28 protein-coding genes are annotated in these 25,148 nt (G+C 73.0%); 19 read left to right on the top strand and 9 right to left on the bottom strand.

Annotated features, from left to right (window positions below; genetic code table 11):
- Window position 1: 1 nt before the first annotated feature.
- The 7 genes from ACYQ8Q_RS12765 (at window position 2) to ACYQ8Q_RS12735 (ending at window position 5,172) form a co-directional block, all read left to right on the top strand.
- Window positions 2–166 (top strand): hypothetical protein, encoded by a 165-nt coding sequence (locus ACYQ8Q_RS12765; RefSeq protein ID WP_460064563.1) that lies wholly within the window; start codon window positions 2–4, stop codon window positions 164–166.
- Entirely contained in the window at window positions 163–807 is a 645-nt protein-coding gene (gene hisH, locus ACYQ8Q_RS12760; protein ID WP_460064561.1) for an imidazole glycerol phosphate synthase subunit HisH, read from the top strand. Before ACYQ8Q_RS12765 ends, hisH begins: the two co-directional genes overlap by 4 nt.
- Window positions 804–1,529 (top strand): bifunctional 1-(5-phosphoribosyl)-5-((5-phosphoribosylamino)methylideneamino)imidazole-4-carboxamide isomerase/phosphoribosylanthranilate isomerase PriA, encoded by a 726-nt coding sequence (gene priA / locus ACYQ8Q_RS12755; protein ID WP_460064559.1) that lies wholly within the window; start codon window positions 804–806, stop codon window positions 1,527–1,529. Before hisH ends, priA begins: the two co-directional genes overlap by 4 nt.
- The gene (locus ACYQ8Q_RS12750; protein ID WP_460064557.1) at window positions 1,526–1,930 is read left to right on the top strand and encodes a RidA family protein; all 405 of its coding nucleotides are present in this window, start codon (window positions 1,526–1,528) and stop codon (window positions 1,928–1,930) included. Before priA ends, ACYQ8Q_RS12750 begins: the two co-directional genes overlap by 4 nt.
- Window positions 1,927–2,682, top strand: a complete 756-nt coding sequence (hisF, locus tag ACYQ8Q_RS12745; RefSeq protein ID WP_460064555.1) for an imidazole glycerol phosphate synthase subunit HisF — start codon at window positions 1,927–1,929, stop codon at window positions 2,680–2,682. Before ACYQ8Q_RS12750 ends, hisF begins: the two co-directional genes overlap by 4 nt.
- Window positions 2,683–2,800: 118 nt before the next feature.
- The gene (locus tag ACYQ8Q_RS12740) at window positions 2,801–3,391 is read left to right on the top strand and encodes an ArsR/SmtB family transcription factor (RefSeq protein WP_460064553.1); all 591 of its coding nucleotides are present in this window, start codon (window positions 2,801–2,803) and stop codon (window positions 3,389–3,391) included.
- 14 nt (window positions 3,392–3,405) lie between these two features.
- The gene (locus tag ACYQ8Q_RS12735) at window positions 3,406–5,172 is read left to right on the top strand and encodes an MFS transporter (RefSeq protein WP_460064551.1); all 1,767 of its coding nucleotides are present in this window, start codon (window positions 3,406–3,408) and stop codon (window positions 5,170–5,172) included.
- Window positions 5,173–5,175: 3 nt separating this feature from the next.
- On the opposite strand, the gene ACYQ8Q_RS12730 is transcribed toward ACYQ8Q_RS12735, so the two are convergent.
- Together ACYQ8Q_RS12730 and ACYQ8Q_RS12725 are read right to left on the bottom strand one after the other, a co-directional pair.
- Entirely contained in the window at window positions 5,176–5,574 is a 399-nt protein-coding gene (locus ACYQ8Q_RS12730; protein WP_460064550.1) for a VOC family protein, read from the bottom strand.
- Window positions 5,575–5,608: 34 nt separating this feature from the next.
- On the bottom strand, window positions 5,609–6,244 hold the full coding sequence (locus ACYQ8Q_RS12725; protein ID WP_460064548.1) for a TIGR03085 family metal-binding protein: 636 nt from the start codon (window positions 6,242–6,244) through the stop codon (window positions 5,609–5,611).
- 82 nt (window positions 6,245–6,326) lie between these two features.
- Between ACYQ8Q_RS12725 and hisI the strand changes: the two genes are divergently transcribed.
- The 11 genes from hisI to lgt all read left to right on the top strand — a co-directional run bounded on the left by hisI (window position 6,327) and on the right by lgt (window position 15,155).
- Complete coding sequence (gene hisI, locus ACYQ8Q_RS12720) at window positions 6,327–6,722, top strand: phosphoribosyl-AMP cyclohydrolase (RefSeq protein WP_460064546.1); 396 nt, start codon at window positions 6,327–6,329, stop codon at window positions 6,720–6,722.
- 11 nt (window positions 6,723–6,733) lie between these two features.
- Complete coding sequence (locus ACYQ8Q_RS12715; RefSeq protein WP_460064544.1) at window positions 6,734–8,212, top strand: anthranilate synthase component I; 1,479 nt, start codon at window positions 6,734–6,736, stop codon at window positions 8,210–8,212.
- A gap of 67 nt (window positions 8,213–8,279) precedes the next feature.
- Complete coding sequence (locus ACYQ8Q_RS12710) at window positions 8,280–8,930, top strand: TIGR02234 family membrane protein (RefSeq protein WP_460064542.1); 651 nt, start codon at window positions 8,280–8,282, stop codon at window positions 8,928–8,930.
- 143 nt (window positions 8,931–9,073) lie between these two features.
- Entirely contained in the window at window positions 9,074–9,331 is a 258-nt protein-coding gene (locus ACYQ8Q_RS12705; protein WP_460064540.1) for an HGxxPAAW family protein, read from the top strand.
- Window positions 9,332–9,414: 83 nt separating this feature from the next.
- Complete coding sequence (locus ACYQ8Q_RS12700) at window positions 9,415–9,849, top strand: DUF2752 domain-containing protein (RefSeq protein ID WP_460064538.1); 435 nt, start codon at window positions 9,415–9,417, stop codon at window positions 9,847–9,849.
- Between the two features lie 122 nt (window positions 9,850–9,971).
- Entirely contained in the window at window positions 9,972–10,781 is an 810-nt protein-coding gene (gene trpC, locus ACYQ8Q_RS12695; RefSeq protein ID WP_460064537.1) for an indole-3-glycerol phosphate synthase TrpC, read from the top strand.
- A gap of 22 nt (window positions 10,782–10,803) precedes the next feature.
- Window positions 10,804–11,004 carry a tryptophan biosynthesis modulator TrpM gene (trpM, locus tag ACYQ8Q_RS12690; protein WP_460064535.1) on the top strand — a complete coding sequence of 67 codons (201 nt, stop codon included), beginning with the start codon at window positions 10,804–10,806 and terminating at the stop codon, window positions 11,002–11,004.
- A gap of 70 nt (window positions 11,005–11,074) precedes the next feature.
- A complete protein-coding gene (trpB, locus tag ACYQ8Q_RS12685) occupies window positions 11,075–12,358 on the top strand; it encodes a tryptophan synthase subunit beta (protein ID WP_460064533.1) in 1,284 nt (427 codons plus the stop codon).
- Window positions 12,355–13,173, top strand: a complete 819-nt coding sequence (gene trpA, locus ACYQ8Q_RS12680; protein WP_460064532.1) for a tryptophan synthase subunit alpha — start codon at window positions 12,355–12,357, stop codon at window positions 13,171–13,173. The genes trpB and trpA overlap by 4 nt, the downstream gene beginning before the upstream one ends.
- An 88-nt stretch (window positions 13,174–13,261) precedes the next feature.
- Window positions 13,262–14,038 carry a DsbA family protein gene (locus ACYQ8Q_RS12675; RefSeq protein WP_460064531.1) on the top strand — a complete coding sequence of 259 codons (777 nt, stop codon included), beginning with the start codon at window positions 13,262–13,264 and terminating at the stop codon, window positions 14,036–14,038.
- 82 nt (window positions 14,039–14,120) lie between these two features.
- A complete protein-coding gene (gene lgt, locus ACYQ8Q_RS12670; protein WP_460064529.1) occupies window positions 14,121–15,155 on the top strand; it encodes a prolipoprotein diacylglyceryl transferase in 1,035 nt (344 codons plus the stop codon).
- Between the two features lie 72 nt (window positions 15,156–15,227).
- On the opposite strand, the gene ACYQ8Q_RS12665 is transcribed toward lgt, so the two are convergent.
- From ACYQ8Q_RS12665 to ACYQ8Q_RS12635, 7 genes are all read right to left on the bottom strand, one after another.
- The gene (locus tag ACYQ8Q_RS12665; protein ID WP_460064527.1) at window positions 15,228–16,058 is read right to left on the bottom strand and encodes an HpcH/HpaI aldolase/citrate lyase family protein; all 831 of its coding nucleotides are present in this window, start codon (window positions 16,056–16,058) and stop codon (window positions 15,228–15,230) included.
- Complete coding sequence (locus ACYQ8Q_RS12660) at window positions 16,055–17,263, bottom strand: CaiB/BaiF CoA transferase family protein (protein WP_460064526.1); 1,209 nt, start codon at window positions 17,261–17,263, stop codon at window positions 16,055–16,057. The genes ACYQ8Q_RS12665 and ACYQ8Q_RS12660 overlap by 4 nt, the downstream gene beginning before the upstream one ends.
- Entirely contained in the window at window positions 17,260–18,153 is an 894-nt protein-coding gene (gene rbsK / locus ACYQ8Q_RS12655) for a ribokinase (RefSeq protein ID WP_460064524.1), read from the bottom strand. The genes ACYQ8Q_RS12660 and rbsK overlap by 4 nt, the downstream gene beginning before the upstream one ends.
- Entirely contained in the window at window positions 18,150–19,544 is a 1,395-nt protein-coding gene (locus ACYQ8Q_RS12650; RefSeq protein ID WP_460064523.1) for an ADP-ribosylglycohydrolase family protein, read from the bottom strand. The genes rbsK and ACYQ8Q_RS12650 overlap by 4 nt, the downstream gene beginning before the upstream one ends.
- Window positions 19,532–20,734, bottom strand: coding sequence for an ADP-ribosylglycohydrolase family protein (locus ACYQ8Q_RS12645; protein ID WP_460064522.1), 1,203 nt, complete (start codon window positions 20,732–20,734; stop codon window positions 19,532–19,534). Before ACYQ8Q_RS12645 ends, ACYQ8Q_RS12650 begins: the two co-directional genes overlap by 13 nt.
- An 8-nt stretch (window positions 20,735–20,742) precedes the next feature.
- Window positions 20,743–21,888 (bottom strand): ADP-ribosylglycohydrolase family protein, encoded by a 1,146-nt coding sequence (locus ACYQ8Q_RS12640; protein WP_460073279.1) that lies wholly within the window; start codon window positions 21,886–21,888, stop codon window positions 20,743–20,745.
- Window positions 21,889–22,808: 920 nt separating this feature from the next.
- Window positions 22,809–23,855 carry an ADP-ribosylglycohydrolase family protein gene (locus tag ACYQ8Q_RS12635; protein WP_460064521.1) on the bottom strand — a complete coding sequence of 349 codons (1,047 nt, stop codon included), beginning with the start codon at window positions 23,853–23,855 and terminating at the stop codon, window positions 22,809–22,811.
- A gap of 285 nt (window positions 23,856–24,140) precedes the next feature.
- Here ACYQ8Q_RS12635 and ACYQ8Q_RS12630 point away from each other — a divergent pair, with 285 nt between their 5' ends.
- A complete protein-coding gene (locus ACYQ8Q_RS12630; RefSeq protein WP_460064519.1) occupies window positions 24,141–24,872 on the top strand; it encodes a VIT1/CCC1 transporter family protein in 732 nt (243 codons plus the stop codon).
- Window positions 24,873–25,148: the final 276 nt, after the last annotated feature.

Raw genomic sequence — 25,148 nt, 5'->3', positions numbered from 1 at the left:
CATGACCGGTCTGTCGACCCTTCTGATCGTCGTCGGCCTGTTCCTGGTCGGCGGCATCTACTCCTTCGTCAAGCAGGACATGCCGAGGAGCCTGATCGTGCTGCTGTCGATCGGCGCCGGGATGTGCCTGGTCGCCGGTGTACTGAGGCTGGAGGTGTGGAATTGAGCGCGGTGAACAAGAAGGTCGTCGTCTTCGACTACGGCTTCGGCAACGTCCGCTCCGCCGAGCGCGCCCTCGCGCGCACCGGGGCCGAGGTCGAGATCACCCGTGACTTCGACCGGGCCATGAACGCCGACGGGCTGCTGGTTCCCGGCGTCGGCGCCTTCGCCGCCTGTATGACCGGTCTGCGCGCGGCGCGCGGCGACTGGATCATCGACCGCCGGCTCTCCGGCGGCCGTCCGGTGATGGGCATCTGCGTCGGTATGCAGATCCTGTTCGCCCGGGGCATCGAGCACGGCGTCGAGACCGAGGGGCTCGACGAGTGGCCCGGCTCGGTCGAGCCGCTCCAGGCCGAGATCGTCCCCCACATGGGCTGGAACACCGTGGACGCGCCCGCCAGCTCCGAGCTGTTCGCCGGTCTCGACGCGGACGCCCGGTTCTACTTCGTGCACTCCTACGCCGTCCACGACTGGTCGCTGGAGACCCACAACGCGGCCATGCGCGCGCCCAAGGTGACCTGGTCGACGCACGGCAAGCCGTTCGTGGCCGCCGTGGAGAACGGCGCCCTGTGGGCCACGCAGTTCCACCCCGAGAAGTCCGGCGACGCCGGAGCCCAGCTCCTCACCAACTGGATCGGAACCCTGTGAGCAAGCTCGAACTCCTCCCCGCCGTCGACGTCCGCGACGGCCAGGCCGTCCGTCTCGTCCACGGCGAGTCCGGCACGGAGACCTCGTACGGCTCCCCGCTGGAGGCGGCCCTCGCCTGGCAGCGGGCGGGCGCCGAGTGGCTGCACCTGGTCGATCTGGACGCCGCGTTCGGCACCGGCGACAACCGGGACCTGGTCCGCGAGGTCACCGGGGCCATGGACATCAAGGTGGAGCTGTCCGGCGGCATCCGCGACGACGCCTCCCTCGCCGCCGCGCTGGCCACCGGCTGCACCCGCGTCAACCTCGGCACCGCCGCCCTGGAGACCCCCGAGTGGGTCGCCAAGGTCATCGCCGAGCACGGCGACAGGATCGCGGTGGGCCTGGACGTGCGCGGCACGACCCTCAAGGGCCGCGGCTGGACCCGCGACGGCGGCGACCTCTACGAGACGCTGGAGCGGCTCAACGCGGAGGGCTGCGCACGGTACGTCGTCACCGACATCGCCAAGGACGGCACCCTCCAGGGCCCCAACCTGGAGCTGCTGAGGAACGTCTGCGCGGCGACGGACCGGCCGGTCGTGGCGTCGGGCGGCGTGTCGTCCCTCGACGACCTGCGCGCCATCGCCGAGCTGGTACCCCTCGGTGTCGAGGGCTCCATCGTCGGGAAGGCGCTGTACGCGAAGGCGTTCACCCTGGAAGAAGCACTGGAGGCAGTGTCGTCATGACGTCCGAAGCCGTACGGCGGGTGCAGAGCGAAAGTCCCTGGGAGGAGAGTTTCGGGTTCGCACGCGCCGTCGCGGCGGGAGACCGCGTGCTGGTGGCGGGCACCACGTCCTTCAAGGGCAGCGTGCTCTACGGGGAGGGCGACCCCTACGAGCAGGCCAAGGTGGCCTTCACCGCCGCGGTCGAGGCGATCGGCGCGTTCGGACTCGGTGTGGAGTCCGTGATCCGTACCAGGATGTATCTGACACATCAGCGGGACGTCGAGGACGTGGGCCGGGCCCACAAGGAGATCTTCGACGCCGTGCGCCCGGTCTCGACCCTGCTGGTCGTGGAGGGGTTCGTCGATCCGCGCATCCTGGTCGAAGTGGAACTAGAGGCATTCAGAGGAGCCGTGAACTCATGACCCTGGCGGTCCGAGTCATCCCCTGCCTGGACGTGGACAACGGCCGGGTCGTCAAGGGTGTCAACTTCCAGAACCTGCGCGACGCGGGTGACCCCGTCGAGATGGCCAAGGTGTACGACGCGGAGGGCGCCGACGAGCTGACCTTCCTGGACATCACCGCCTCGTCCGGCAACCGCGAGACCACCTACGACGTGGTACGCCGCACCGCCGAACAGGTGTTCATCCCGCTGACCGTCGGCGGCGGCGTGCGCACGCCCGAGGACGTCGACAAGCTGCTGCGGGCGGGTGCCGACAAGGTGGGCGTCAACACGGCGGCCATCGCGCGCCCGGAGCTGATCAAGGAGATCGCCGAACGCTTCGGCAGCCAGGTGCTGGTGCTGTCGGTGGACGCACGCCGCACCGCCTCGGGCTCCTTCGAGGTGACCACCCACGGCGGCCGCAAGGGCACCGGCATCGACGCGATCGAGTGGGCGCACCGGGCGGCCGAGCTGGGCGCCGGCGAGATCCTGCTGAACTCGATGGACGCGGACGGCACCAAGGACGGCTACGACCTGGAGATGATCGCCGCCGTCCGGGGGCACGTCACGGTCCCGGTCATCGCCTCCGGCGGCGCCGGGAAGCTCGGCGACTTCGCGCCGGCCGTCGCGTCGGGCGCGGACGCGGTGCTGGCCGCGTCGGTGTTCCACTTCGGCGACCTGCGGATCGGGGAAGTGAAGCAGGCGCTGAAGGAGGCGGGTCACCCGGTGCGGTGACGCTGCGCTCGGCTCGAGGAACCCCGGCCGGACGGTCGGGGTTTTTCATGGACGGACAGGAAAGAAATATTGCGCAACTTATATTGCACAACTTTTCTTTCCTATCTAGGGTGAGGGCATGACAGGCAAGGAGCGGGACCGCCGCATCACCGACCTCGGCACCCTCAAGGCGCTCGCCCACCCCCTGCGGATGCAGCTCTACCGCGCGCTGACCGTCGCCCGCACGGCCACCGCCTCCCAGCTCGCCGAGCAGGTCGACGAGGCCGTCTCCCTCGTCAGCTACCACCTGCGCAAACTCGCCGAGCACGGGCTCATCGAGGAGGCCGAGCCGCAGAGCGCCGACGGCCGCGAACGCTGGTGGCAGCCCGCCTCCGACGGGGTGAGCATCCGCGACGAGGACTTCCGCGACGCCCCCGAGAAGGCCGCCGCGCACACCGCGGCCAGCCGCCTCTTCTTCGAGCAGCGCGCCGACATGTACCGCCGCTTCCTCGACGAGCGCACCCACTGGGGCGAGGCCTGGAACTCCGCCGCCGAGTCCTCCGAGTCCCACATGCGCCTCACCGCGGCCGAACTCGGCGAACTCAACCGCGAGGTCCTCGCCCTGCTCCGCCGCTACGACGAGCGGGGCCGGGCCGCCGACGAGGCCGGGGACCGCGAGGGCCGCGAGAGCGTCGCCGTGCACACGTACGCGTTCCCGTTCCGCATCTGAGAAGGAGCCCCGCCATGAGCCCCGCCGTGAGCACGGCCCTCGTCCGCACGGCCCCCGCCGTGGAGCGCGCCGCCCACCGGGACCCCAACGTCCTGCGCTGGCTCGCCGCCTACACCGCCTCGATGACCGGCGACAGCGTCTACTACCTCGCCCTGTCCTGGGCCGCCGTCCAGGCCGGCACGCCCTCGCAGGCGGGGCTCGTGATGACGGCGAGTGCCGTGCCGCGGGCCCTGCTGATGCTGGGCGGGGGAGTGATCGCCGACCGGCTGGGGCCGCGCCGGGTCGTCATCGGCAGCGACGTCGTACGCTGCGCGGCCGTCCTCGCGGTGGCCGCGCTGCTGTTCCTGACCAGCCCCGGTCTGTGGCCCCTGGCCCTGCTCGCGGTGGTGTTCGGCACCGTCGACGCCGTGTTCGTGCCGGCCGTGGGCGCGCTGCCCGCACGCGTGACGAGCCATGACCAGCTCGCGCGCGTGCAGGGCATGCGGGGGCTCGCGATCCGGTTCGCGAGCGTCGTCGGCGCCCCGCTCGGCGGTCTCGGCGTGGCGGTGGGAGGTGCGGCCACCGCCTTCGGGCTCGCGGGCCTGCTGACAGCCGTGTCGGTGCCGCTGCTGGCCGGGGTGCGGATACGGAACCTGCCGCCGGACGACACCGCCGACACGGGAACGGCGACGATCCGGGAGGGTTCGGCTGCCGGGTCGGGCGGGGACGGTGTCGCTGGTGTGCGCGCCGCGACTGCCCGGGTGGATTCGGTCGCCGGGCGGGGCGTGGATGGCGTGGCCGGTGTGCGCGCCGCGGCCACCCGGGCGGATCCGGTCGCGGGGCCGGGCGCGGGCGGTGCCGTTGGTGTGCGCGCCGCAGCTGCCCGGGCGGATTCGGTTGCCGGGCGGGGCGCGGGTGGCATGGCCGGTGCGCGCGCCGCGACCACCCGGGCGGGTTCGGTCGCGGGGTCGGGCGCGGACGGCGCCGTTGGTGTGCGCGCCGCGACTGCCCGGGCGGGTTCGGTCGCCGGGCGGGGCGCGGATGGCATCGCCGGTGTAATCGCCGCGACCACCGAGGCGGATCCGGTCGCCGGGCCGGGCGTGGATGGCGTGGCCGGTGTGCGCGCCGCGACCACCCGGGTGGATTCGGTCGCGGGGCCGGGCGCGGGCGGTGCCGTCGGTGGACGCGCCGCGGCCGTGCGGGCCGACCTGGTCGCCGGGCTGGGGTACATCCGACGGCATCCCGTGCTCGCGCCGCTGCTGCTGACCATCGCCCTCGGGGACCTCGGTTTTGTCGGACCGCTCAACGTCGGCCTGACCCTGCTGGCCGACGAGCGCGGCTGGGGTGCCCCGGGGATGGGCTGGGTGCTCGCCGGGTTCGGAACCGGCGCGGGCGCCGCCTCGCTGCTGCTGACCCTGCGCGGGCGGCTCCCGCACGCCGGACGGGTCGTCGGCTGGTCCATCCTGATGGGCTCGCTCGCCATCGCCGCCCTCGCGTACGCCCCGACCGTCACCGCCGCCGTCGGCGCGGCCCTGCTGATCGGGCTGCTCACCGGGCTCAGCGGCGCGATGTGCGGGGCCCTCCTCCAGACCCGGGCCGACCCGGCGTACCTCGGCCGCGTCACCTCCGTCTCCAGCCTGGTCAGCCTCGGCCTCACCCCGCTCAGCATGCCGCTGTCGGCCGCCGCGATCGGGGCCTGGGGCACCGGCCCGGTCTTCGTGGCCAGCGCGGTGGTCTGCGGGCTCGGCGGGGTCGTGGCCCTCTGCGTCCCCGCCCTGCGCCACGCCGAACTGCCCCGCTGACGTTCACTCCTTCGGCTGGGCCAGCTGCACCAGGTTGCCCACCGTGTCGTCCAGCACGGCCGTGATCACCGGACCCTGCTCGGTCGGGGCCTGCGTGAACGCGACCCCCAGGGCGCGCAGCCGGTCGTACTCCTGCTGGACGTCGTCCACGGAGAAGACGATGCACGGCAGCCCCGCCCCCTTCACGGCCGTGCGGTACGGCTCCGCGATGGGACCCTGCCCGGGCTCCAGCAGCAGCTGGAGGTCCTGCTGGGCGCCCTCGGCGGCGCCGACGGTGACGAACAGCGTGCCGCCGCCCAGGTCCATGTGCATCCGGGTCTCGAAACCCAGCACGTCCGTGTAGAACGCGTGGGCCTTCGCGACGTCGTCGACGTACACGCTGGTCATGGCTACTTTGATCACGGGGTGCCCTTTCAGCCCGCGGAACCCGGCCCGCTCAGATGCCCAGCTGCTTGCCGCTGTGCAGCTTCTCGACCGCGTCCTCGTCGCCGTCCAGCTCCACCTTCGCGGCGTTCTGCCGGCCGTACAGGAACAGCAGCAGCTCCGACGGCTCCCCGGTGACCGTCACCACCGGCGCGCCGCGCTGTGCGACCACCGTACGGCCGTCCGCGCGGCGCAGCACCAGACCGGTCGGGGCGCCGCGGCCCATCAGCCGGGCCGTGCGCTCCAGCCGGGACCACAAGGCGTCCTGGAAGACCGGGTCGAGCTCCCGGCCCGTCCAGTCCGGCTGGGCCCGCCGCACGTCCTCGGTGTGGACGTAGAACTCGATCGTGTTGGACGCCTCGTCGATCTGCTTCAGCTGGAAAGGTGAGAACCGCGGCGGACCGGTACGGATCAGCTGGATCAGCTCCTCGTACGGCCTGGCCGCGAACTCCGCCATCACCTTGTCCAGTCGCGGTGCCAGCTGCTTGATGAGGATGCCCCCGGCGGCGTCCGGACGACGCTCGCGCACCACCACGTGCGCGGCCAGGTCCTGCGTCTCCCAGCCCTCGCAGAGGGTCGGGGCGCCCGGACCGGCGGTCTCCAAGAGGTCGGCGAGAAGGAGCCGTTCACGCTTGGCGAAAGTCGACATGCGGTCAGCCTACGACCGCGTACCGGGTCCGCACAGTGGACACCGGCCCGTCACTGTCCGTCGCGCGCGGCACAATGGCCCCATGACCGGCACGCCCCCGCCCAGCAGCCTGGACCCCGAGATCGCCGCACGCCTCAAGCGCAGCGCCGACGGGCTCGTCCCCGCCATCGCCCAGCAGTACGACACCGGTGAGGTGCTCATGCTCGGCTGGATGGACGACGAGGCGCTGCACCGCACCCTGACCACCGGCCGCTGCACCTACTGGTCGCGCAGCCGCCGGGAGTACTGGGTCAAGGGCGACACCTCCGGCCACTTCCAGTGGGTGAAGTCCGTGGCGCTGGACTGCGACGCCGACACCCTGCTGGTCAAGGTCGACCAGGTCGGCGCCGCCTGCCACACCGGCGCGCGCACCTGCTTCGACGCCGACGTGCTCCTGAAGGACGGCGCCGATTCCGGTGTCGCCGCCGCGGATCAGTAAGGTCAGCCGCCATGGACCTCGAGACGTTCCGCAAGCTGGCCACCGACCGAAGGGTCATCCCGGTCACCCGCAAGCTCCTCGCCGACGGCGACACCCCGGTCGCGCTGTACCGCAAGCTCGCCGCCGAGCGCCCCGGCACCTTCCTGCTGGAGTCCGCGGAGAACGGCCGCTCGTGGTCCCGGTACTCCTTCGTGGGCGTCCGGTCCGCGGCGACCCTGACGGCCCGCGACGGACAGGCCCACTGGCTCGGCGCCCCGCCCGTCGGCGTCCCCGTCGACGGCGACCCGCTCGCCGCCCTGCGCGCCACCATCGAGGCCCTGCACACCCCCCACCAGGAGGGACTGCCGCCCTTCACCGGCGGCATGGTCGGCTACCTCGGCTACGACATCGTGCGCCGCCTGGAGAAGATCGGCCCCGGCGAGCGGGACGACCTGCGGCTGCCGGAGCTGACCATGCTCCTCACCAGCGACCTCGCCGTCATGGACCACTGGGAGGGCTCGGTCCTGCTGATCGCCAACGCGATCAACCACAACGACCTCGACACCGGCGTCGACGAGGCCCACGCGGACGCGGTGGCCCGCCTCGACACCATGGAGGCCGACCTCTCGCGCGCGGTGGCCCAGCCCCCGGCCGTGCTGCCGCCCTCCGAACTGCCCGAGTACACCGCGCTGTGGGGCGGCCCCGACTTCCGGGTGGCCGTCGAGGACATCAAGGAGCGCATCCGCGCGGGCGAGGCCTTCCAGGTCGTCCCCTCGCAGCGCTTCGAGACGCCGTGCACGGCGAGCGCGCTGGACGTCTACCGCGTCCTGCGGGCCACCAACCCCTCGCCGTACATGTACCTGTTCCGCTTCGACGGGTTCGACGTGGTCGGCTCCTCCCCGGAGGCCCTGGTCAAGGTCGAGGACGGGCAGGCCATGGTCCACCCCATCGCCGGCACCCGGCACCGCGGCGCCACCCCGCAGGAGGACCAGGCCCTCGCCGACGAACTCCTCGCCGACCCCAAGGAGCGCGCCGAGCACCTCATGCTCGTCGACCTCGGCCGCAACGACCTGGGGCGGGTCTGCGAACCCGGCTCCGTCGAGGTCGTCGACTTCATGTCCATCGAGCGGTACTCGCACGTCATGCACATCGTCTCGACCGTCACCGGCAAGGTCGCCCCGGGCCGCACCGCCTTCGACGTCCTCACCGCCTGCTTCCCCGCCGGCACCCTCTCCGGCGCCCCCAAGCCCCGCGCCATGCAGATCATCGACGAGCTGGAGCCGTCCCGGCGCGGCCTGTACGGCGGCTGCGTGGGCTACCTGGACTTCGCGGGCGACTCCGACACCGCCATCGCCATCCGCACCGCCCTGCTGCGCGACGGCACCGCCTACGTCCAGGCCGGCGCGGGCATCGTCGCCGACTCCGACCCCGTCGCCGAGGACCAGGAGTGCCGCAACAAGGCCGCCGCGGTGCTGCGGGCGGTCCACACCGCGAACCGGCTCGTGAAGTAACCCTCCCGCGCGGTGGGGCGCGAATCACTGAGCCCCGGGTGACGGTTCGCCCGGGGTTCAGGCGATAGTGGACTCCGTGACTGCTGTACCTCACCCCCGTTCCGTATCCGCCGCCTCCGCCCGGGCCGGCCGGCTGAGCCTCGGCCTCGCCCTGCTCTCCGGTGCGCTGGGCGCGGCCGTGGCCCTGCTCTCCACCCGGCAGCGCTGGTCCGAGGGCACGGCGACGGTGGCCGGCGGCCCCTTCGCCCTCACCGCCAGGGGCAGCGACGTCACGGGCGTGCCCGCGGCGCTCGCCATAGTGGGCCTCGCCGCGCTCGTCGCCGTCTTCGCCGTCCGCAAGGCCGGCCGCCTCGCGGTCTCCGCCCTCCTCGCGCTCTCCGGCGCCGGCATCGTCGTCGCCGCCCTGACCGGCGCCTCCGACGACTCCGCGCTCGACGAACAGGCCGCGCGGGCCTCCGGCGACACCTCCGCCTCGGTCGCCTCCTTCACCCACACCGCCTGGCCCTACGTCGCGGTCGTCGGCGGTGTCCTGATCCTCCTGGCCGGCCTGCTGGCCCTGCGCTACGGCCGTCAGTGGCCCGCCATGTCCGGCCGCTACGAACGCTCCGGCGCCCCCCGGCAGCGGCGGGCGGCCAGGCCCGTCGACCCCGAGCGGCCCGAGGAGATCTGGAAGGCCCTGGACCGCGGCGAGGACCCCACGGGCGCCGATCCCGCCTGAGGGTTTCCCGATGTGGTGAATCAGACGCGAACGGAAGCCACCCCCACGTCCGCCACGCGTGCGCGTACGGGACAATGGACCACGAGCCCCGGCTCGGACGGACACACAGACAGCGACACATAGACAGCAATGAGGAGCAAGTCATGGCGGGCAGCAGCCACGGACACACCCCGGCCGCCTGGACCGGTGTCACCATCGTCTTCATCGGTTTCTGCGTCGCGGGCGCGTTCATGGTGATGGCCCAGCCCGTGGGCTTCTGGGCCGGCATGGTGATCGTGGCCCTCGGCGGGGTCGTCGGTGGCGCCATGCGCGCCGCGGGCCTGGGGCAGCCGAAGGACACCCACCCGGTGCACAAGACCGCGGCGACGGTGAAGGCCGAGCCCGCCGCCGCCGAGGGCTGAGCACCCGCACGACTCCCCGTGAGGGGCGGCCGGTGAGCACACCGGCCGCCCCTCACGCGCGTGTGCGTCCCGCCCGGGGCACAATGCGAGACGTGAACGCCGACAGCCAGCGCGTGACGACCACGGCCGCGGGACGCCTGGCCGTACCCGCCGGGATCCTCGCCGCCGTCGCCGGGGCCTTCGCCTACGTCGGCGCCGTCGACCCCAACGAACCCGGCCACTACCCCGTCTGCCCCCTGCTGCGCGTCACCGGCCTGTACTGCCCCGGCTGCGGCGGTCTGCGCAGCGCGCACGCCTTCGTCCACGGCGACTTCCTCACCGCCCTGCACGCCAACGCGCTCGCGGTGACCGGCTATCTGCTCTTCGCCGTCCTGTGGACCGTCTGGGTGGTCCGCGCGGCCCGTGGCCGGCCCCTGCGGATCGACCTCGGGCCGGTCGCCCTGTGGTCGCTGGGCGTGTCGGTGCTGGTCTTCACGGTTGTCCGGAACCTGCCGTTCGGTGGCTGGCTGCACCCTTGATCAACTACCGAACGTCCAGGTAGTGGGACCGCGCTCCACCGGATGTGAGGCCTCACCCCTCCTGCGGATACCATCGCAGTGACCATCGTTTTCCACTGGTTGCTTGAAAGGGGGCCGCTCGCGTGAGTGTGCTCGACGAGATCATCGACGGAGTCCGTGCCGACCTCGCGGAGCGGCAGGCGCGCGTCAGCCTCGACGAGCTCAAGGAGCGCGCGGCCAAGGCGCCCGCCGCCAAGGACGGTGTCGCCGCGCTCAAGGGCGACGGCGTCAAGGTGATCTGCGAGGTCAAGCGCTCCAGCCCGTCCAAGGGCGCGCTGGCCGCCATCGCCGACCCGGCAGGCCTGGCCGCCGACTACGAGGCGGGCGGCGCCGCCGTCATCTCCGTCCTCACCGAGGAGCGCCGCTTCGGCGGTTCCCTGGCCGACCTGGACGCCGTCCGCGCGCGGGTGGACATCCCGGTCCTGCGCAAGGACTTCATCGTCACCTCGTACCAGCTCTGGGAGGCCCGGGCGCACGGCGCCGACCTCGCGCTGCTGATCGTGGCCGCCCTCGACCAGCCGGCCCTGGAGTCGCTGATCGAGCGCGCCGTCTCCATCGGTCTCACCCCGCTCGTCGAGGTGCACGACGAGGAGGAGGTCGAGCGCGCGGTCGACGCGGGCGCCCGGATCATCGGCGTCAACGCGCGCAACCTGAAGACCCTCGAGGTCGACCGCTCCACGTTCGAGCGGGTCGCCCCGGAGATCCCCGACCACATCGTCAAGATCGCCGAGTCCGGCGTCCGCGGCCCCCACGACCTCATCGCGTACGCCAACGCGGGCGCCGACGCGGTCCTGGTCGGCGAGTCCCTGGTGACCGGCCGCGACCCGAAGACGGCGGTGGCGGACCTGGTGGCGGCGGGCGAACACCCCGCACTGCGCCACGGCCGGGGCTGATCACCCGGTAGAATTGACGCCGATGACCCTCACTGTGACCACCTCGGACCGGTACGCCCGCCTGGCGCGCGGCTGCCGTCCTCGTGGTTGCCGCGCGCCCGCACGCCGCGTACATGGCCGACGGGTGCGCTACGTCATCGGAGACGAACCCGGACAGGTCAACGGCATGCGATGGCCTACCCAGGGGCGCGGGGAACTGCGCGACCAGCCACTCACGGCCTGAGGTCGACCGACAACCCCTGCCCCCACGGCGAATCGTGTTTTTTCATCGGCACTCACCGTGAGGTATCCGCATGCCCAGCGACTTCTTCATCCCCGACCCCGAGGGTCAAGTCCCCACCGCCGAAGGCTACTTCGGCGCGTTCGGCGGCAAGTTCATCCCGGAGGCCCTCGTCGCCGCCGTGGACGAGGTGGCCGTCGAGTACGACAAGGCCAAGCACGACCCGGAGTTCGCCCGCGAACTCGACGACCTGCTGGTCCACTACACCGGGCGCCCCAGCTCCCTGACCGAGGTGCCGAGGTTCGCCGAGCACGCCGGCGGGGCGAGGATCTTCCTCAAGCGGGAGGACCTCAACCACACCGGCTCCCACAAGATCAACAACGTCCTCGGCCAGGCCCTGCTCACCCGGCGCATGGGCAAGGCGAGGGTCATCGCCGAGACCGGCGCCGGCCAGCACGGCGTGGCCACGGCCACCGCCTGCGCCCTGTTCGGCCTCGAGTGCACGATCTACATGGGCGAGATCGACACCCAGCGCCAGGCCCTCAACGTCGCCCGGATGCGCATGCTCGGCGCCGAGGTCGTGGCCGTGAAGTCCGGCAGCCGCACCCTGAAGGACGCCATCAACGAGGCGTTCCGCGACTGGGTCGCCAACGTCGACCGCACCCACTACCTCTTCGGCACGGTCGCCGGTCCCCACCCCTTCCCGGCGATGGTCCGCGACTTCCACCGGGTCATCGGCGTCGAGGCCCGCCGCCAGCTCCTGGAGCGCGCCGGACGCCTCCCCGACGCGGCGATCGCCTGCGTCGGCGGCGGCTCCAACGCCATCGGCCTCTTCCACGCCTTCATCCCGGACGCCTCCGTCCGTCTGATCGGCTGCGAGCCGGCCGGCCACGGCGTGGAGACCGGCGAGCACGCGGCGACCCTCACCGCGGGCGAGCCCGGCATCCTGCACGGTTCGCGCTCCTACGTCCTCCAGGACGACGAGGGCCAGATCACCGAGCCGTACTCCATCTCGGCGGGCCTGGACTACCCGGGCATCGGCCCCGAGCACTCCTACCTCAAGGACAGCGGCCGCGGCGAGTACCGCGCGGTCACCGACGACGCCGCCATGCAGGCCCTGCGCCTGCTGTCGCGCACCGAGGGCATCATCCCGGCCATCGAGTCCGCGCACGCCCTCGCGGGCGCGCTGGAGGTCGGCAAGGAGCTGGGCAGGGACGGTCTGATCGTCGTCAACCTGTCCGGCCGCGGCGACAAGGACATGGACACCGCCGCCCGCTACTTCGGGCTGTACGACACCGACGCCGAGGTCGCGGCCGACGCCGCCGACGTCGCCGAGATCGAGGGGGACGCCAAGTGAGCGGGAACATCCAACTGCTGTCGGACACCCTCGCCGCCGCGAAGGCCGAGGGCCGCTCCGCGCTCATCGCCTACCTCCCGGCCGGGTTCCCGACCGTGGAGGGCGGCATCGAGGCGATCAAGGCCGTCTTCGACGGCGGCGCGGACGTCGTCGAGGTCGGTCTGCCGCACAGCGACCCCGTCCTGGACGGCCCGGTCATCCAGACCGCCGACGACATCGCCCTGCGCGGCGGCGTCAGGATCGCGGACGTCATGCGCACGGTGAAGGAGGCCCACGAGGCCACCGGGAAGCCGGTGCTCGTCATGACGTACTGGAACCCCATCGACCGCTATGGCGTCGAGCGGTTCACGGCCGAGCTGTCCGAGGCGGGCGGCGCGGGCTGCATCCTGCCCGACCTGCCGGTGCAGGAGGCGGGGCTGTGGAGGGAGCACGCCGAGAAGCACGGCCTCGCGACGGTCTTCGTCGTGGCGCCCAGCAGCAAGGACGAGCGGCTCGCGCAGATCACCGCGGCGGGCAGCGGCTTCGTCTACGCCGCCTCGCTGATGGGTGTCACCGGCACCCGTGAGTCGGTCGGCGCGCAGGCCCAGGACCTGGTCGAACGCACCCGGGCCACCGGCTCCGGCCTGCCGGTCTGCGTCGGCCTCGGCGTCTCCGACGCCCGGCAGGCCGCCGAGGTCGCCGGCTTCGCCGACGGGGTGATCGTCGGCTCGGCCTTCGTCAAGCGGATGCTGGACGCCCCGGACGCCGCGGCCGGTGTCGAGGCCGTCCGCGCGCTCGCCGGTGAGCTGGCGAAGGGCGTGCGCGGAGAGGCGTAACAGAGCGGGACATTTCGTGTGGTTCACCCGTACGGGTGGACCTGGGACCGGGGAGGCGCAATGCGCCTCCCCGGTTCGTTCTGGGGGTGTGAGCGAGAAGAATCGTGAGGGAAAGCGCACCGCCCGGGAGCGGCTGGCGGTGGAGCGCGAGAAGCAGAAGGCCGCCGAGCGGCGGCGGCGCACGCTGATCGTCGGCGCGAGCGTCGTCTGTGTGCTGGGCCTGGCCGCGGTGATCGGCATCGTCGCGGCGAACTCCGGCAAGGACGAGGACAGTGCCAAGTCCGGCCCCGTCGTGGCCCCCTCGGGGGCCCAGGGCAAGGACGCCCTGGCGATCCCGGTCGGCAAGGACGACGCCAAGGCCATGCTCACCGTGTGGGAGGACTTCCGCTGTCCGGCCTGCAAGGCCTTCGAGACGGCGTACAGACCGACGATCCACGAACTGACCGACGCCGGGAAGCTGCGCGTCGAGTACCACCTGGCCACCCTCATCGACGGCAACATGGGCGGCAGCGGCTCCCGCAACGCGGCCAACGCGGCGGCCTGTGCCCAGGACGCCGGAAAGTTCACCGCGTACCACGACGTGCTGTACGAGAACCAGCCGGAGGAGACGGACGACGCCTTCAGCAAGAACAGCAAGCTGATCGAGCTGGCCGGCAAGGTCGACGGCCTCGACACGCCGGCGTTCCGCGCCTGTGTCGAGAAGGGCACCCACACCAGCTGGGTCGTGAAGTCCCACCAGGCCTTCCAGAACGGCGGCTTCGGCGGCACGCCGACCGTGCTGTTCAACGGCAAGAACATCTACCAGGACCAGACGATGACACCGGCGAAGTTCCAGCAGATGGTGGAGGAGGCCAACCAGGGGTGAGCGTTTCTCACCGGCCCGTTATGGAGCCGTAGCCGGGCCGCCCGCCGTCGGCCCGGTGCGGCAGGGTAGCGTCGGACCTGCCATGGAACTTGCCTACATTCCCAGCCCGTCGCGCGGGGTGCTGTACCTCGGCCCCATTCCGCTGCGCGGCTACGCGTTCTGCATCATCATCGGCGTCTTCGTCGCGGTCTGGCTCGGCAACAAGCGCTGGCTCGCCCGGGGCGGGCAGGCCGGCACGGTGGCCGACATCGCGGTCTGGGCGGTGCCCTTCGGCCTGGTCGGCGGCCGGCTCTACCACGTGATCACGGACTACGAGCTCTACTTCACCGAGGGCCGTGACTGGGTGGACGCCTTCAAGGTCTGGGAGGGCGGCCTCGGTATCTGGGGCGCGATCTCCCTCGGGGCCGTCGGCGCCTGGATCGGCTGCCGCCGCCGGGGCATCGCGCTGCCCGCCTACGCCGACGCCATCGCCCCCGGCATCGCCCTCGCACAGGCCATCGGCCGCTGGGGCAACTGGTTCAACCAGGAGCTGTACGGAAAGCCGACCGATCTGCCCTGGGCCCTGCACATCACGTCCTCGGCGGACGGCCGGGTGCCGGGCTACTACCACCCGACGTTCCTGTACGAGTCGCTGTGGTGCATCGGCGTCGCCCTTCTCGTCATCTGGGCGGACCGCCGCTTCAAGCTCGGGCACGGCCGGGCGTTCGCGCTCTACGTCGCGGCGTACTGCGCGGGGCGCGGCTGGATCGAGTACATGCGCATCGACGACGCCCACCACATCCTGGGCGTCCGGCTCAACGTCTGGACCGCGATCGTCGTGGGCCTGCTCGCGGTGACGTACATCGTGGTGTCGGCGAAGAAGCGGCCGGGCCGGGAAGAGGTCGTGGAACCGCTCGCCTCCGGCGGTGCGGCCGAGGCGGACGCCGAGGGCACGTCGGAGGACGAGCCCAAGGCCGAGGCGGAGACCTCGGAGACCGAGGCCGAGGCCAAGGGCAAGGACGCCGAGACCGAGAGCAAGGCCGAGACCGAGAGCAAGGCCGAGACCGAGACCGGGGACGGGGACAAGTCCAAGGACGAGGCCGAGGTCGAGGCCGAGTCGGCGGGGAAGAAGAGCTGACGGCCGGTTCCACCGGTTCTACGACGACGAGGGCGCCCGGGGTTTTCCGGGCGCCCTCCGTCGTGGGAGCCGCTAGGTGCGGCGGGCCAGGGACAGGGTGCGCTGGGCCGCCGCCACCACCGCCGCGTCGATGAAGCGGCCGTCCGGGAGGGCCTGGGCGCCCTGTTCGGTCACCGCCGCCTTGACGATCGTCTCGGCCTCGTCCAGTTCCTGCTCGGTGGGCAGGTAGGCGCGCTCGATGATGGGGAGCTGGCGCGGGTGGATCGCGGCGCGGCCCAGGAAGCCGAGGGTGCGGCCGTGGGCGCAGGAGGCAGCGAGGCCGTTGAGGTCCCGGGTGTCGGGGTGGACGGACTGCGGCGGCGGGGCGAGTCCCGCGGCACGGGCCGCGACGACGACCCGGGAGCGGCACCAGTCGAGGCCCGCGTCCTCGCGGATGCCGAGGTCGGCACGGAGGTCGGCCTCGCCGAGGGCGATACCGCGCAGGGCCGGGTGCGCACTGGCGATGGCGTAGGCGTGTTCGATGCCGAGGGCGCTCTCCAACAGGGCGTGCAGCGGGGGTGCGCCGCCGTCGGCCGGGGCGGTGGTCTCGGCGATACGGGTGATCTGGTGCGGGGCCGTCACCTTCGGCAGCCGCAGTCCCGCCACGCCGGGCAGGGCGGCCACCGCCTGGAGGTCGGCGGAGGCCAGCGGGCCGTCGAGGGCGTTCACCCGGACGTGCACCGGGACGGGCTGGGGCTCGGCGAGGCGTTCTGCCGTGGCCTTGCGGGCGTAGGTCTTGCGGTCGGGGGCGACCGCGTCCTCCAGGTCGATGATCACGACGTCGGCGCCCGAGGCGAGGGCCTTGGTGACGGTGTGCGGGCGGTCCCCGGGGGCGTACAGCCAGGTCAGCGGGAACGGGGTCACAGCGCGCCCTCCGCTCGCAGGGCGGCCAGCTCGGCCGGGGTCAGGCCCAGCTCCGTGAGCACCTCGTCGGTGTCGGCGCCGTGCGGGCGGCCGGTCCAGCGGATCGCGCCGGGGGTCGCCGAGAGCCGGAACAGGACGTTCTGCATACGGATCCGGCCCAGTTCCGGGTCGTCCACGGCGGTGACCGTGCCGAGGGCCTGGTACTGGGGGTCGTCCATCACGTCCCGTACGTCCTGGATCGGGGCGACGGCCGCCTCCGCCTTCTCGAAGGCGGCGAGCACCTCGGTGCGGGGGCGGGCCGCGATCCAGGTGCCGACGGCCCGGTCGAGGACCTCGGCGTGCTCGGCCCGGCCGGCGCCCGTCGCGAACCACGGCTCGTCGATCAGTTCCGGGCGGCCGACCAGCCGCAGCACGCGTTCCGCGATCGACTGGGCCGAGGTGGAGACGGCGACCCAGGTGCCGTCGGCCGTGCGGTAGGTGTTGCGCGGGGCGTTGTTGGCGGAGCGGTTGCCGGTGCGCTTCTGGACGTATCCGAGCTGGTCGTACCAGAGGGTCTGCGGGCCGAGGACCGCGAGCATCGGCTCGATGATCGCCATGTCCACGACCTGGCCGTGGCCGGTGCGCTCCCGGGCGGCGAGGGCGGTCATGACGGCGTAGGCGGTGGCCAGGGCGGTGATGGAGTCGGCGAGGCCGAACGGCGGGAGCGTCGGCGGCGCGTCCGGTTCCCCGGTGATCGCGGCGAAGCCGCTCATCGCCTCGGCGAGGGTGCCGAAGCCGGGGCGGTGGGCGTACGGCCCGAACTGGCCGAAGGCGGTGACCCGGGTGAGGACCAGCCGGGGGTTGGCGGCGGACAGCTCCTCCCAGCCGAGCTCCCACCTCTCCAGGGTGCCCGGGCGGAAGTTCTCGATGATCACATCGGCTTCGGCGGCGAGCCGCAGCAGGGTGGCACGGCCACCGGGGGTGGAGAGGTTCAGGGTGATCGTGCGCTTGTTGCGGCCGAGGAGCTTCCACCACAGACCGATGCCGTCCTTGGCCGGTCCGTGGCCCCGGGACGGGTCGGGTTTGGCGGGGTGCTCGACCTTGACGACCTCCGCGCCGAAGTCGCCGAGCAGGGTGGCGGCGAGCGGGCCGGCGAAGAGGGTGGCGAGATCGAGGACGCGCAGACCGTGCAGCGGCGGGACGGTCGCGGTGGCGGTCCCGGTCATGACGTGTACTGCTTCTCGATCTCGGAGCGGTACGGCATCGACGCGGAGGCGCCCGGCCGCTGGACCGAGAGCGCGGCCGCCGCGGCCGCCCAGGCCAGGGCCTCCCGTACGGAGCGCTCCTCGCCCAGAGCGACCGCGAGGGCGCCGACGAAGGTGTCGCCCGCGCCGGTGGAGTCGACGGCGGTGACCTGCGGGGCGGGCACGGTGAGCGGTTCGGCGCCGCGGGCCGCGTGCAGGGCGCCGGCCGCGCCGAGGGTGATCACGACCTCCGGGACCAGCTCCAGCAGCGCGGCGGCGGCCTCGCGGGGGTCGGTGCGGCCGGTGAGCGTGGTCGCCTCGTGCTCGTTGGGCACCAGCAGGTCGGTGGCGGCGAGCAGTTCGGGCGGCAGGGGCTGGGCGGGGGCCGGGGTGAGGATCGTACGGACCCCGTGGGCGCGGGCCGCGCGGGCGCCCGCGACGACCGCGGGCAGCGGGATCTCCAGCTGGAGCAGGAGCGCGTCGGCGGAGCCGATGAGGCCCTCGTCGCCAGGGGCGAGATGGTCGACGGTGCCGTTGGCGCCGGGGACGACGACGATCGCGTTGCCGCCCTCGTCGTCCACGACGATGTGCGCGATGCCGGAGGGGAACTCCACCGTGCGCAGATGGTCGGTGTTGACACCGGAGTGTTCGAGGGTGGAGCGGAGCCGGGCGCCGAAGGAGTCGTTGCCGACCGCGCCGATCATCGAGACGGTGCCTCCGGCGTGGGCGGCGGCGATCGCCTGGTTGGCGCCCTTGCCGCCGGGGATCGTACGGAACTCCCGTCCCGTCACGGTCTCCCCGCGCTGCGGGGCCTTCTCGACGTAGGCGACGAGATCCATGTTCGTGCTGCCGAGCACGACGATGTCGGTCATGGGCGGGATGCCTCCCGGTGGGTGAGGGACCAGGTGAGGTGGGCGAGGGCGTCGAAGCCGATGCCGTCGAAGCCGGTGACGGAGGTGGCGAGGCGGTTCTTCAGCGGGGCCGTCCAGCGGGCGGGGAGGGCGGCGGGGTCGCCGGCGAGGAGGCCGGCGATGCTGCCCGCCGTCGCGCCGTTGGAGTCGGTGTCCAGGCCGCCGGACACCGCACGGCAGATCGAGCCGGTGAAGTCGCCGTCGGCGTGGGTGAGGGCGGCGGCGATCAGGGCGGTGTTGGGGATCGCGTGGACCCAGTGCAGATCCTTGTGGACGGTGTGGAGTTCGTCCACGACCGTGTCGAAGTCACGGTGCGCCTCGGCGAGTCGGATCGCGTGGGTGACGGCCTTCGCGAGGCGGGAGCGGGGCGGGACCACCGTCAGGCCGGAGCGCAGACAGGCGTGGACGTCCTGGGTGCCGCCGGCGGCCGTCGCGAGGGCGGCCGCGGTGAACATGGCCGCGTAGACGCCGTTGGCGGTGTGGGTGAGGGTGGCGTCGCGGTGGGCCTGTTCGGCGGCGGCGGCCGGGTCGCCGGGGTTGGTCCAGCCGTGGACGTCGGCGCGGATGAGGGCGCCGATCCATTCGCGGAACGGGTTGCGGTGGCGGGCGGTGTGCGGGGGTTCGACACCGGAGAGGAGATTGCGGAAGGCGATGCGCTCGGCGGTGAAGGTGCGGCCCGGGGGCAGCTCGTCGAGCCAGAGTCCCGCCACGTCGGTGGGGGTGAAGCCGGGGCCGTGGCGCTGGAGCAGGAGGAGGTTGAGGAGGGGGTAGTTGAGGTCGTCGTCCTCCGGCATGCCGTCGATGTTCTCGGCGAGGGAGGTGGCGGCGGAGCGGCGGTTCCAGGGGTGTTCGGCGAGGAGGTCCGGGGGGACTCCCTGGGCGGTGAAGTAGGTGTTCAGGGGCCAGTTGCCGGTGGACCTGGCCAGGTTGCGGATGGCGTCGAGGGGGAGCTTCTCGACCGGTTTGCCCAGGAGGCAGCCGACTGCTCTGCCGAGCCAGGCGGCTTCCAGGGCGGCCGGGGTGGGGGCGGGGTGGGGGCGGGCCGGGGGATCACCCCCGTCGCCCCAGCGGCACGACTGCCCGCAGCTGCGGCGGATGAGGTCCAGGTCCGTCGGCTCGTCCTCCGCCAGTCTGCTCGGCAGGTCGGCGAGTTCGTCCAGCAGGTCCTCGGCCAGCTGGCGCAGGTAGCGGGAGGCGCGCCGGGGGGAGGCTCCCGCCCGGTCGGGGGCCTCGGGGCCGCCCGCCGCCCGCCAGCGTGCGGCGACGGCCGACGGCTCGCGGCCGTCCTCGGCGGCCTGGCGGAGTTCATGGCCCAGCAGGTCCTCCGGTTGGACCCAGGTCAGGCGGAGCATCCTCGGCCTCCGAGCAGGGTGGTGAGGGCCGTCTCGTGGGAGCGGCGGGCCCGGACGTCCTTCGCGAAGATCTCCCGGGTGACCTGGGCGAGGACGCGGGCCGGTTCCCGGAGGTCCAGCCGGCTCGCCTCCGCGACCTGTTTCGACCAGTCGTCGGGGACGGGGGAGCCGAGGGCGCCCGCGAGGGCGCCCGCCATCGTGGCGATCGAGTCGCAGTCCCGGCCGTAGTTGACCGCGCCGAGGACCGCGTGGCGGTAGTCGCCGTCGGCCACCAGCACCATGCCCAGGGCGACGGGGAGTTCCTCGATCGCGTGCAGACGGGAGGGGCGGCGGGCGGCCAGGGAGGGGGCGCGGTAGTCGGGGCCCACGGTGTCGTACGGGGCCACCGCCGCCCGCAGCGGGAGCAGCGCCGACTCGAAGTCCCGGTGCCGGGAGGCCTCTTCGCAGACCTTCTCGATCGCGGTGCGCGTGCCGTCCTTGGCCAGCGCGAGGCAGGCGGTGACGACCGAGTCCGGGGTGGCGTCCGGGGCGCAGGCCGCCGCGACGGCCGCCGCGAAGACGCCCGCCGCCTCACGGCCGTACGAGGACGAGTGCGCGCCCGCGATGTCCAGGGCCTCGGCGTACGCGCCCGCCGGGTGGGCTGCGTTGACCAGGCCGACCGGGGCCATGTACATCGCCGCCCCGCAGTTGACGATGTTGCCGGTGCCGGCCTCGCGGGGGTCCGCGTGGCCGTAGTGGAGCCTGGTCACCAGCCATTTCTCCGCCAGGAAGAGCCGGTGCAGGGGCAGGGCCTCGGTCTCCAGTTCCGGGATCCAGCGGGGGGTCGTCATCAGGTCCGGGACCAGGTGGTCCGTGATCGCGTACGCGTCCAGGTGGTCGCGGACCCGGTCGTAGACCCTGATCAGGGCGTGGGTCATCAAGGTGTCGTCGGTGATGTGCCCGTCGCCCTTGTGGTACGGCGCGATGGGGCGGGCGGTGCGCCAGGCGTCGCCGTTCCAGGGGCCGACGACGCCGTGGACGCGGCCGCCGTGACGTTCCACGATCTGGTCGGGGGAGTAGCCCTCGACGGGGCCGCCCAGGGCGTCGCCGACCGCCGCGCCGACGAGGGCCCCGGTGATCCGTTCTTCCAGAGTGGTTTCCGGCAGGGTGGTGTCCGAGTCTTTGGCGCTTTCTGTTTCTTTGGGCGTCATGCCCCGAATCATCCTCCTGGTGACGCCGGTTGTGCGGCTTCCAGGAGTTCGGCGAGTTCCACCAGGTCGGTGCCGGTGAGGCGGGGGAGCGCACAGCCGGAGAGGACGCGGCAGGCGTCGCGCCAGGAGGCGGGGATCGCGTCCTTGCCGCCGAGGGCGCCCGCCAGTGCGCCCGCGAGCGCCGGGGCCGAGTCGGCGACCCGGGACAGACAGGCCGCCGCCGGTACCGCTTCGCTGATACGGCCCCTGGCGGCGTCGACCAGGGCCAGGGCCACCGGGACCGTCTCGGCGGCGGCGATGCCGTAGCTGTAGACGTGGTCGACGATCTGGTGTTCCAGGAGGGGGATCAGGGCGAAGGCGCTGTCGGCCTCGTGCGCGAGGCGCAGTGCGTGGCGGGCGTTGCGGCCGATCTCGGTGTGTTCGGGGAGTTCGGCGAGGGCCGCGGTCGTACAGGCCTCGGGGGGTGCGCCGGCCAGGGCGAGGGAGACGGCCGCGGCCATCGCGCGGGCGCCGTGCACGCCGTCGCCGTCCTGGGTGTAGCGGGCGTCGAACTCGGCCAGTTCGGCGGCGAGTCGGGGGTCGCCGGGGTGCGCCACGGCGAGCACGCAGGCGCGGACGCAGGCGGCGTCGTCGAAGTAGTGCGGGTTGTCGTGGCCGGTGGCGGGGGGCCGCAGGCCGGCGGCGAGGTTGCCGAGGCCGGCGCGGACGGAGATGCGGGCGCGCAGGGGGAGCACGGCGGACTCGATCTCGGGCGCGCGGTCGGCTGCGGCCGCGACCTCGCAGGCGATCGCGTTCCAGGTGAGGTCGATGGCGGCGCGCATACGGCGTTCCCGGCTGAGGTCGCCGAGAGCCGTGTCGTCGCCCGCACGCAGGACCGCCTCCGCGGCGAAGGCGGCCCATTCGGCGTCGTCGGAGGGGCCGAGGCGGAGGGGTTCGGGGGGTTGGTTGAGGGCGATGGGGACGGGGAGGGTGGTCGTCGCGTTGTGTTCGGCGAAGGTGTCGAGTTCGCGGGTGAGGCGGCGGGTCCAGTCGGGCATGCGGGAGGCGCGGTGGCGGGCGGCGGGCCAGCCGGCGGCGTCGCCTGCGGCGAGGCCGAGGAGGAGGCCGTGGACGCGGGCCCCGGCCTCGCCGTCGGCCCGCTGTTTCCCACCCACACCATCCGCGCGGGTTTCGTCGTCGGGCGCGGGTGGCCCCGGTGGGGCGTCCCCGCCGTCGGCGCCCGCGGGCCCGCCCGGCTCCACCGTACCCACTCGCCCACCGGCTCCCGCCGTCCCCGTTCTCCCCCTCGCGGTCCCGGTGGCCGTGGCGGTGGCGGTCCCCGCTCCCAGGGCTGTGCCCGTCCGCGGGGTTGTCTGCGTCCCGGCGGCTGCGCTCGTCTGTGGGCTTGCCCCCGTCCCGGTGGCCGTGGCGGTCCCCGCCCCCACGGTTGCGCCCGTCCGCAGGCTTGCCTCCGTCCTGGTAGCCGTGGCGGAGCCCGTCCCTGGGCTTGCCCCCGTCCCGGTGGCCGCGCTCGTTCCCGGGCTTGCCCCCGTCCCGGTGGCCGCGCTCGTTCCTGGGCTTGCCCCCGTCCCGGTGGCCGCGCTCGTTCCTGGGCTTGCCCCCGTCCCGGTGGCCGCGCTCGTTCCTGGGCTTGCCCCCGTCCCGGTGGCCGCGCTCGTTCCTGGGCTTGCCCCCGTCCCGGTGGCCGCGCTCGTTCCTGGGCTTGCCCCCGTCCCGGTGGCCGCGCTCGTTCCTGGGCTTGCCCCCGTCCCGGTGGCCGCGCTCGTTCCTGGGCTTGCCCCCGTCCCGGTGGCCGCGCTCGTTCCTGGGCTTGCCCCCGTCCCGGTGGCCGCGCTCGTTCCTGGGCTTGCCCCCGTCCCGGTGGCCGCGCTCGTTCCTGGGCTTGCCCCCGTCCCGGTGGCCGTTGCCGAGCCCGTCCCCGTCGCCGGGTACGTCCCCGATGCCGTCCCGGTCGCCGAGTCCGTCCCCGATGTCGTTCCCGTCCCCGTCAGTGTTCCCTCCTCGTCCGTCGGCGTTTCCCCGTCCCCCGGTGCCGTTCCGGCGGGGGCGCCCTCGTCCCACGGGGTCGGTGGTCTCATGCCGTTGCCTCCGTCGCGGTGGTGTGGCGGATGGCGTGGAGGAGGTCGGTGATCGATTCCGGGGTCACCAGGTCCGCTCCCCATTTGCCGCCGTCGTCCGGGACCAGGAGTTCCGCCACGTCGAGGATGTGGTGGCCGGCCATGGCGGGCAGGCAGGTGCCGCGAGCCGGGCCGATGGCCGCCGCCCAGGTGGTGGGGATCGCCGCGACGCCCTCCGTGGCGCCGGCGAGGGCGCCGGCCACCGCCGCCGTGGTGTCGGCGTCGCGGCCCATGTTGACGGCCGTCAGGACCGCCTCAGGGAAGTCGCCGTCCGCCGCCGCGTACGCGCCGAACGCCAGGGCGACGGCCTCGGGGGCGAGGTCGGTCCAGGGGTAGCCGCCGATGACGACCGCGGAGCGCACCGCGCGTTCGCCCCGGTGCGCCACGGCCACCGCGCGGCGCAGGGAGCGGGCCGTCCAGGAGTCCTCGGGGACGACGGCCAGGGCGGCGGCGACCACCGCGGTCGTCGGCGCGCCGGCCATCGCCGCCGCCACACCCGCCGCGACCGCCTGGCCGCCGTAGATGCCCTCACCGTCGTGGCTCACCGAGCCGTCGACGGCGACGAGGCGGGCCGCCTCGGCGGGGCGGCCCGCCGCGAAGACGCCGAAGGGGGCCGCGCGCATGGCCAGCCCGTCGCTCCAGGCGTGGCGGTGCTGGGCGGAGATCGGGGCGGCCAGGCCCCGGCGCAGGTTCTCCAGCGTGCCGCGCTCGCTGAAGCCGGCACCGCGGAAGGGGCCCTCGTCGCGGTCGGCGATCCACTCGTGCCAGGCGCTCTCCACATGGGCCTGGGTGAGGGCCGAGCCGTGCCGGGCGAGCAGGAGGCCCGAGAAGATCGTGTACTCCGTGTCGTCCGTGCCGGCCGGCCGGTCGGTGACGTACCCGGTGATGCGGCCCCAACGGGCGCGGATCTCCGACGGTTTGAGGTTCTCGGCCGGTGCCCCGAGGGCGTCTCCGACGGCGAGGCCGAGCAGGGCCCCGCGGGCTCGTTCACGGATGGTTGGCATGCAGGGCCTCTCCTCCGCAGGTTCCGCACGGGCGCGGAACCGTTTGCGGATGTGTCCCACCATCGGCGGTTGACCCGAGCCTCGAATCCCCTCATATCACCCGGTCGACATTTGTGCAGACTCCCGATCGAATGAGCGCACAAGTGCAAAAGCGCAGGTTAGCCGAGCCTTTCCTTGCTGGTGAAGGGGAAGAAAGAGCCGTACTTTGGCGTTGTCAGAAATTAGAATCTGTCCAAAGTTAGCTTTGGCTCACCTATCTTCGCTCACTCTTGCTGGGGGACTTGTATGGCCATCATCGACATCGAGGCGCCGCTCCACGAGGCGCACCGTGACAACCACACGCACCGCGATGTGAACGGCGGCTGGCTGCGCCCCGCCGTCTTCGGCGCGATGGACGGCCTGGTCTCCAACCTCGCCCTGATGACCGGTGTCGCCGGTGGGTCGGTGGGGCAGCAGGCCGTCGTGCTGACCGGGCTGGCCGGGCTCGCCGCCGGCGCCTTCTCCATGGCCGCCGGTGAGTACACCTCCGTCGCCTCGCAGCGCGAACTCGTCGAGGCCGAGCTGGACGTCGAGCGCCGGGAGCTGCGCAGGCACCCCCAGGACGAGGAGGCCGAGCTGGCCGCTCTCTACGAGGCGCGGGGCGTCGACGCCGGCCTCGCCCGGCAGGTCGCCGCGCAGCTCTCCCGTGATCCCGAGCAGGCGCTGGAGATCCATGCCCGCGAGGAGCTGGGCATCGACCCCTCCGACCTGCCCTCGCCGCTGGTTGCGGCGGTGTCGAGCTTCGGCTCGTTCGCGCTGGGCGCGCTGCTGCCGGTGCTGCCGTATCTGCTCGGTGCGAGCACCCTGTGGCCGGCCGTGCTGCTGGCGCTGTTCGGGCTGTTCGCGTGCGGGGCGGTGGTGGCCCGGGTGACCGCGCGGACCTGGTGGTACAGCGGGCTGCGGCAGCTCGCGCTCGGTGGCGCCGCGGCCGGTGTGACGTACGCCCTGGGCAGTTTGTTCGGAACGGCCGTAGGATAGTGCGACTGCTACTTATGCGTTGGGCCGCATAAGTAGCCGTTACCGACTGGTTTCGAGGGCTTAACCAGTGGGCATGAGCCGTAAGCGCTGTGGGCAATGACGCCTGCGGCGCACTCGCGGGGTGAACGACGACGCTCTTCCCGCCCCGGATCGACGGACACCGATCTGTCCCGTTCGATCCCCCCACACACTTTCAGCCACGCGCACGGTACCCCCGCCGCGGGCCCGTGGCGTCCGCATGTTGGAACGGAGTATCCGGTTCCCGAGAACCGTTCC

The sequence above is a fragment of the Streptomyces sp. YKOK-I1 genome, assembly GCF_054660435.1.
Note: the sequence above shows the minus strand (reverse complement) of the source record. Positions and strands in the feature narration are given on the sequence as shown.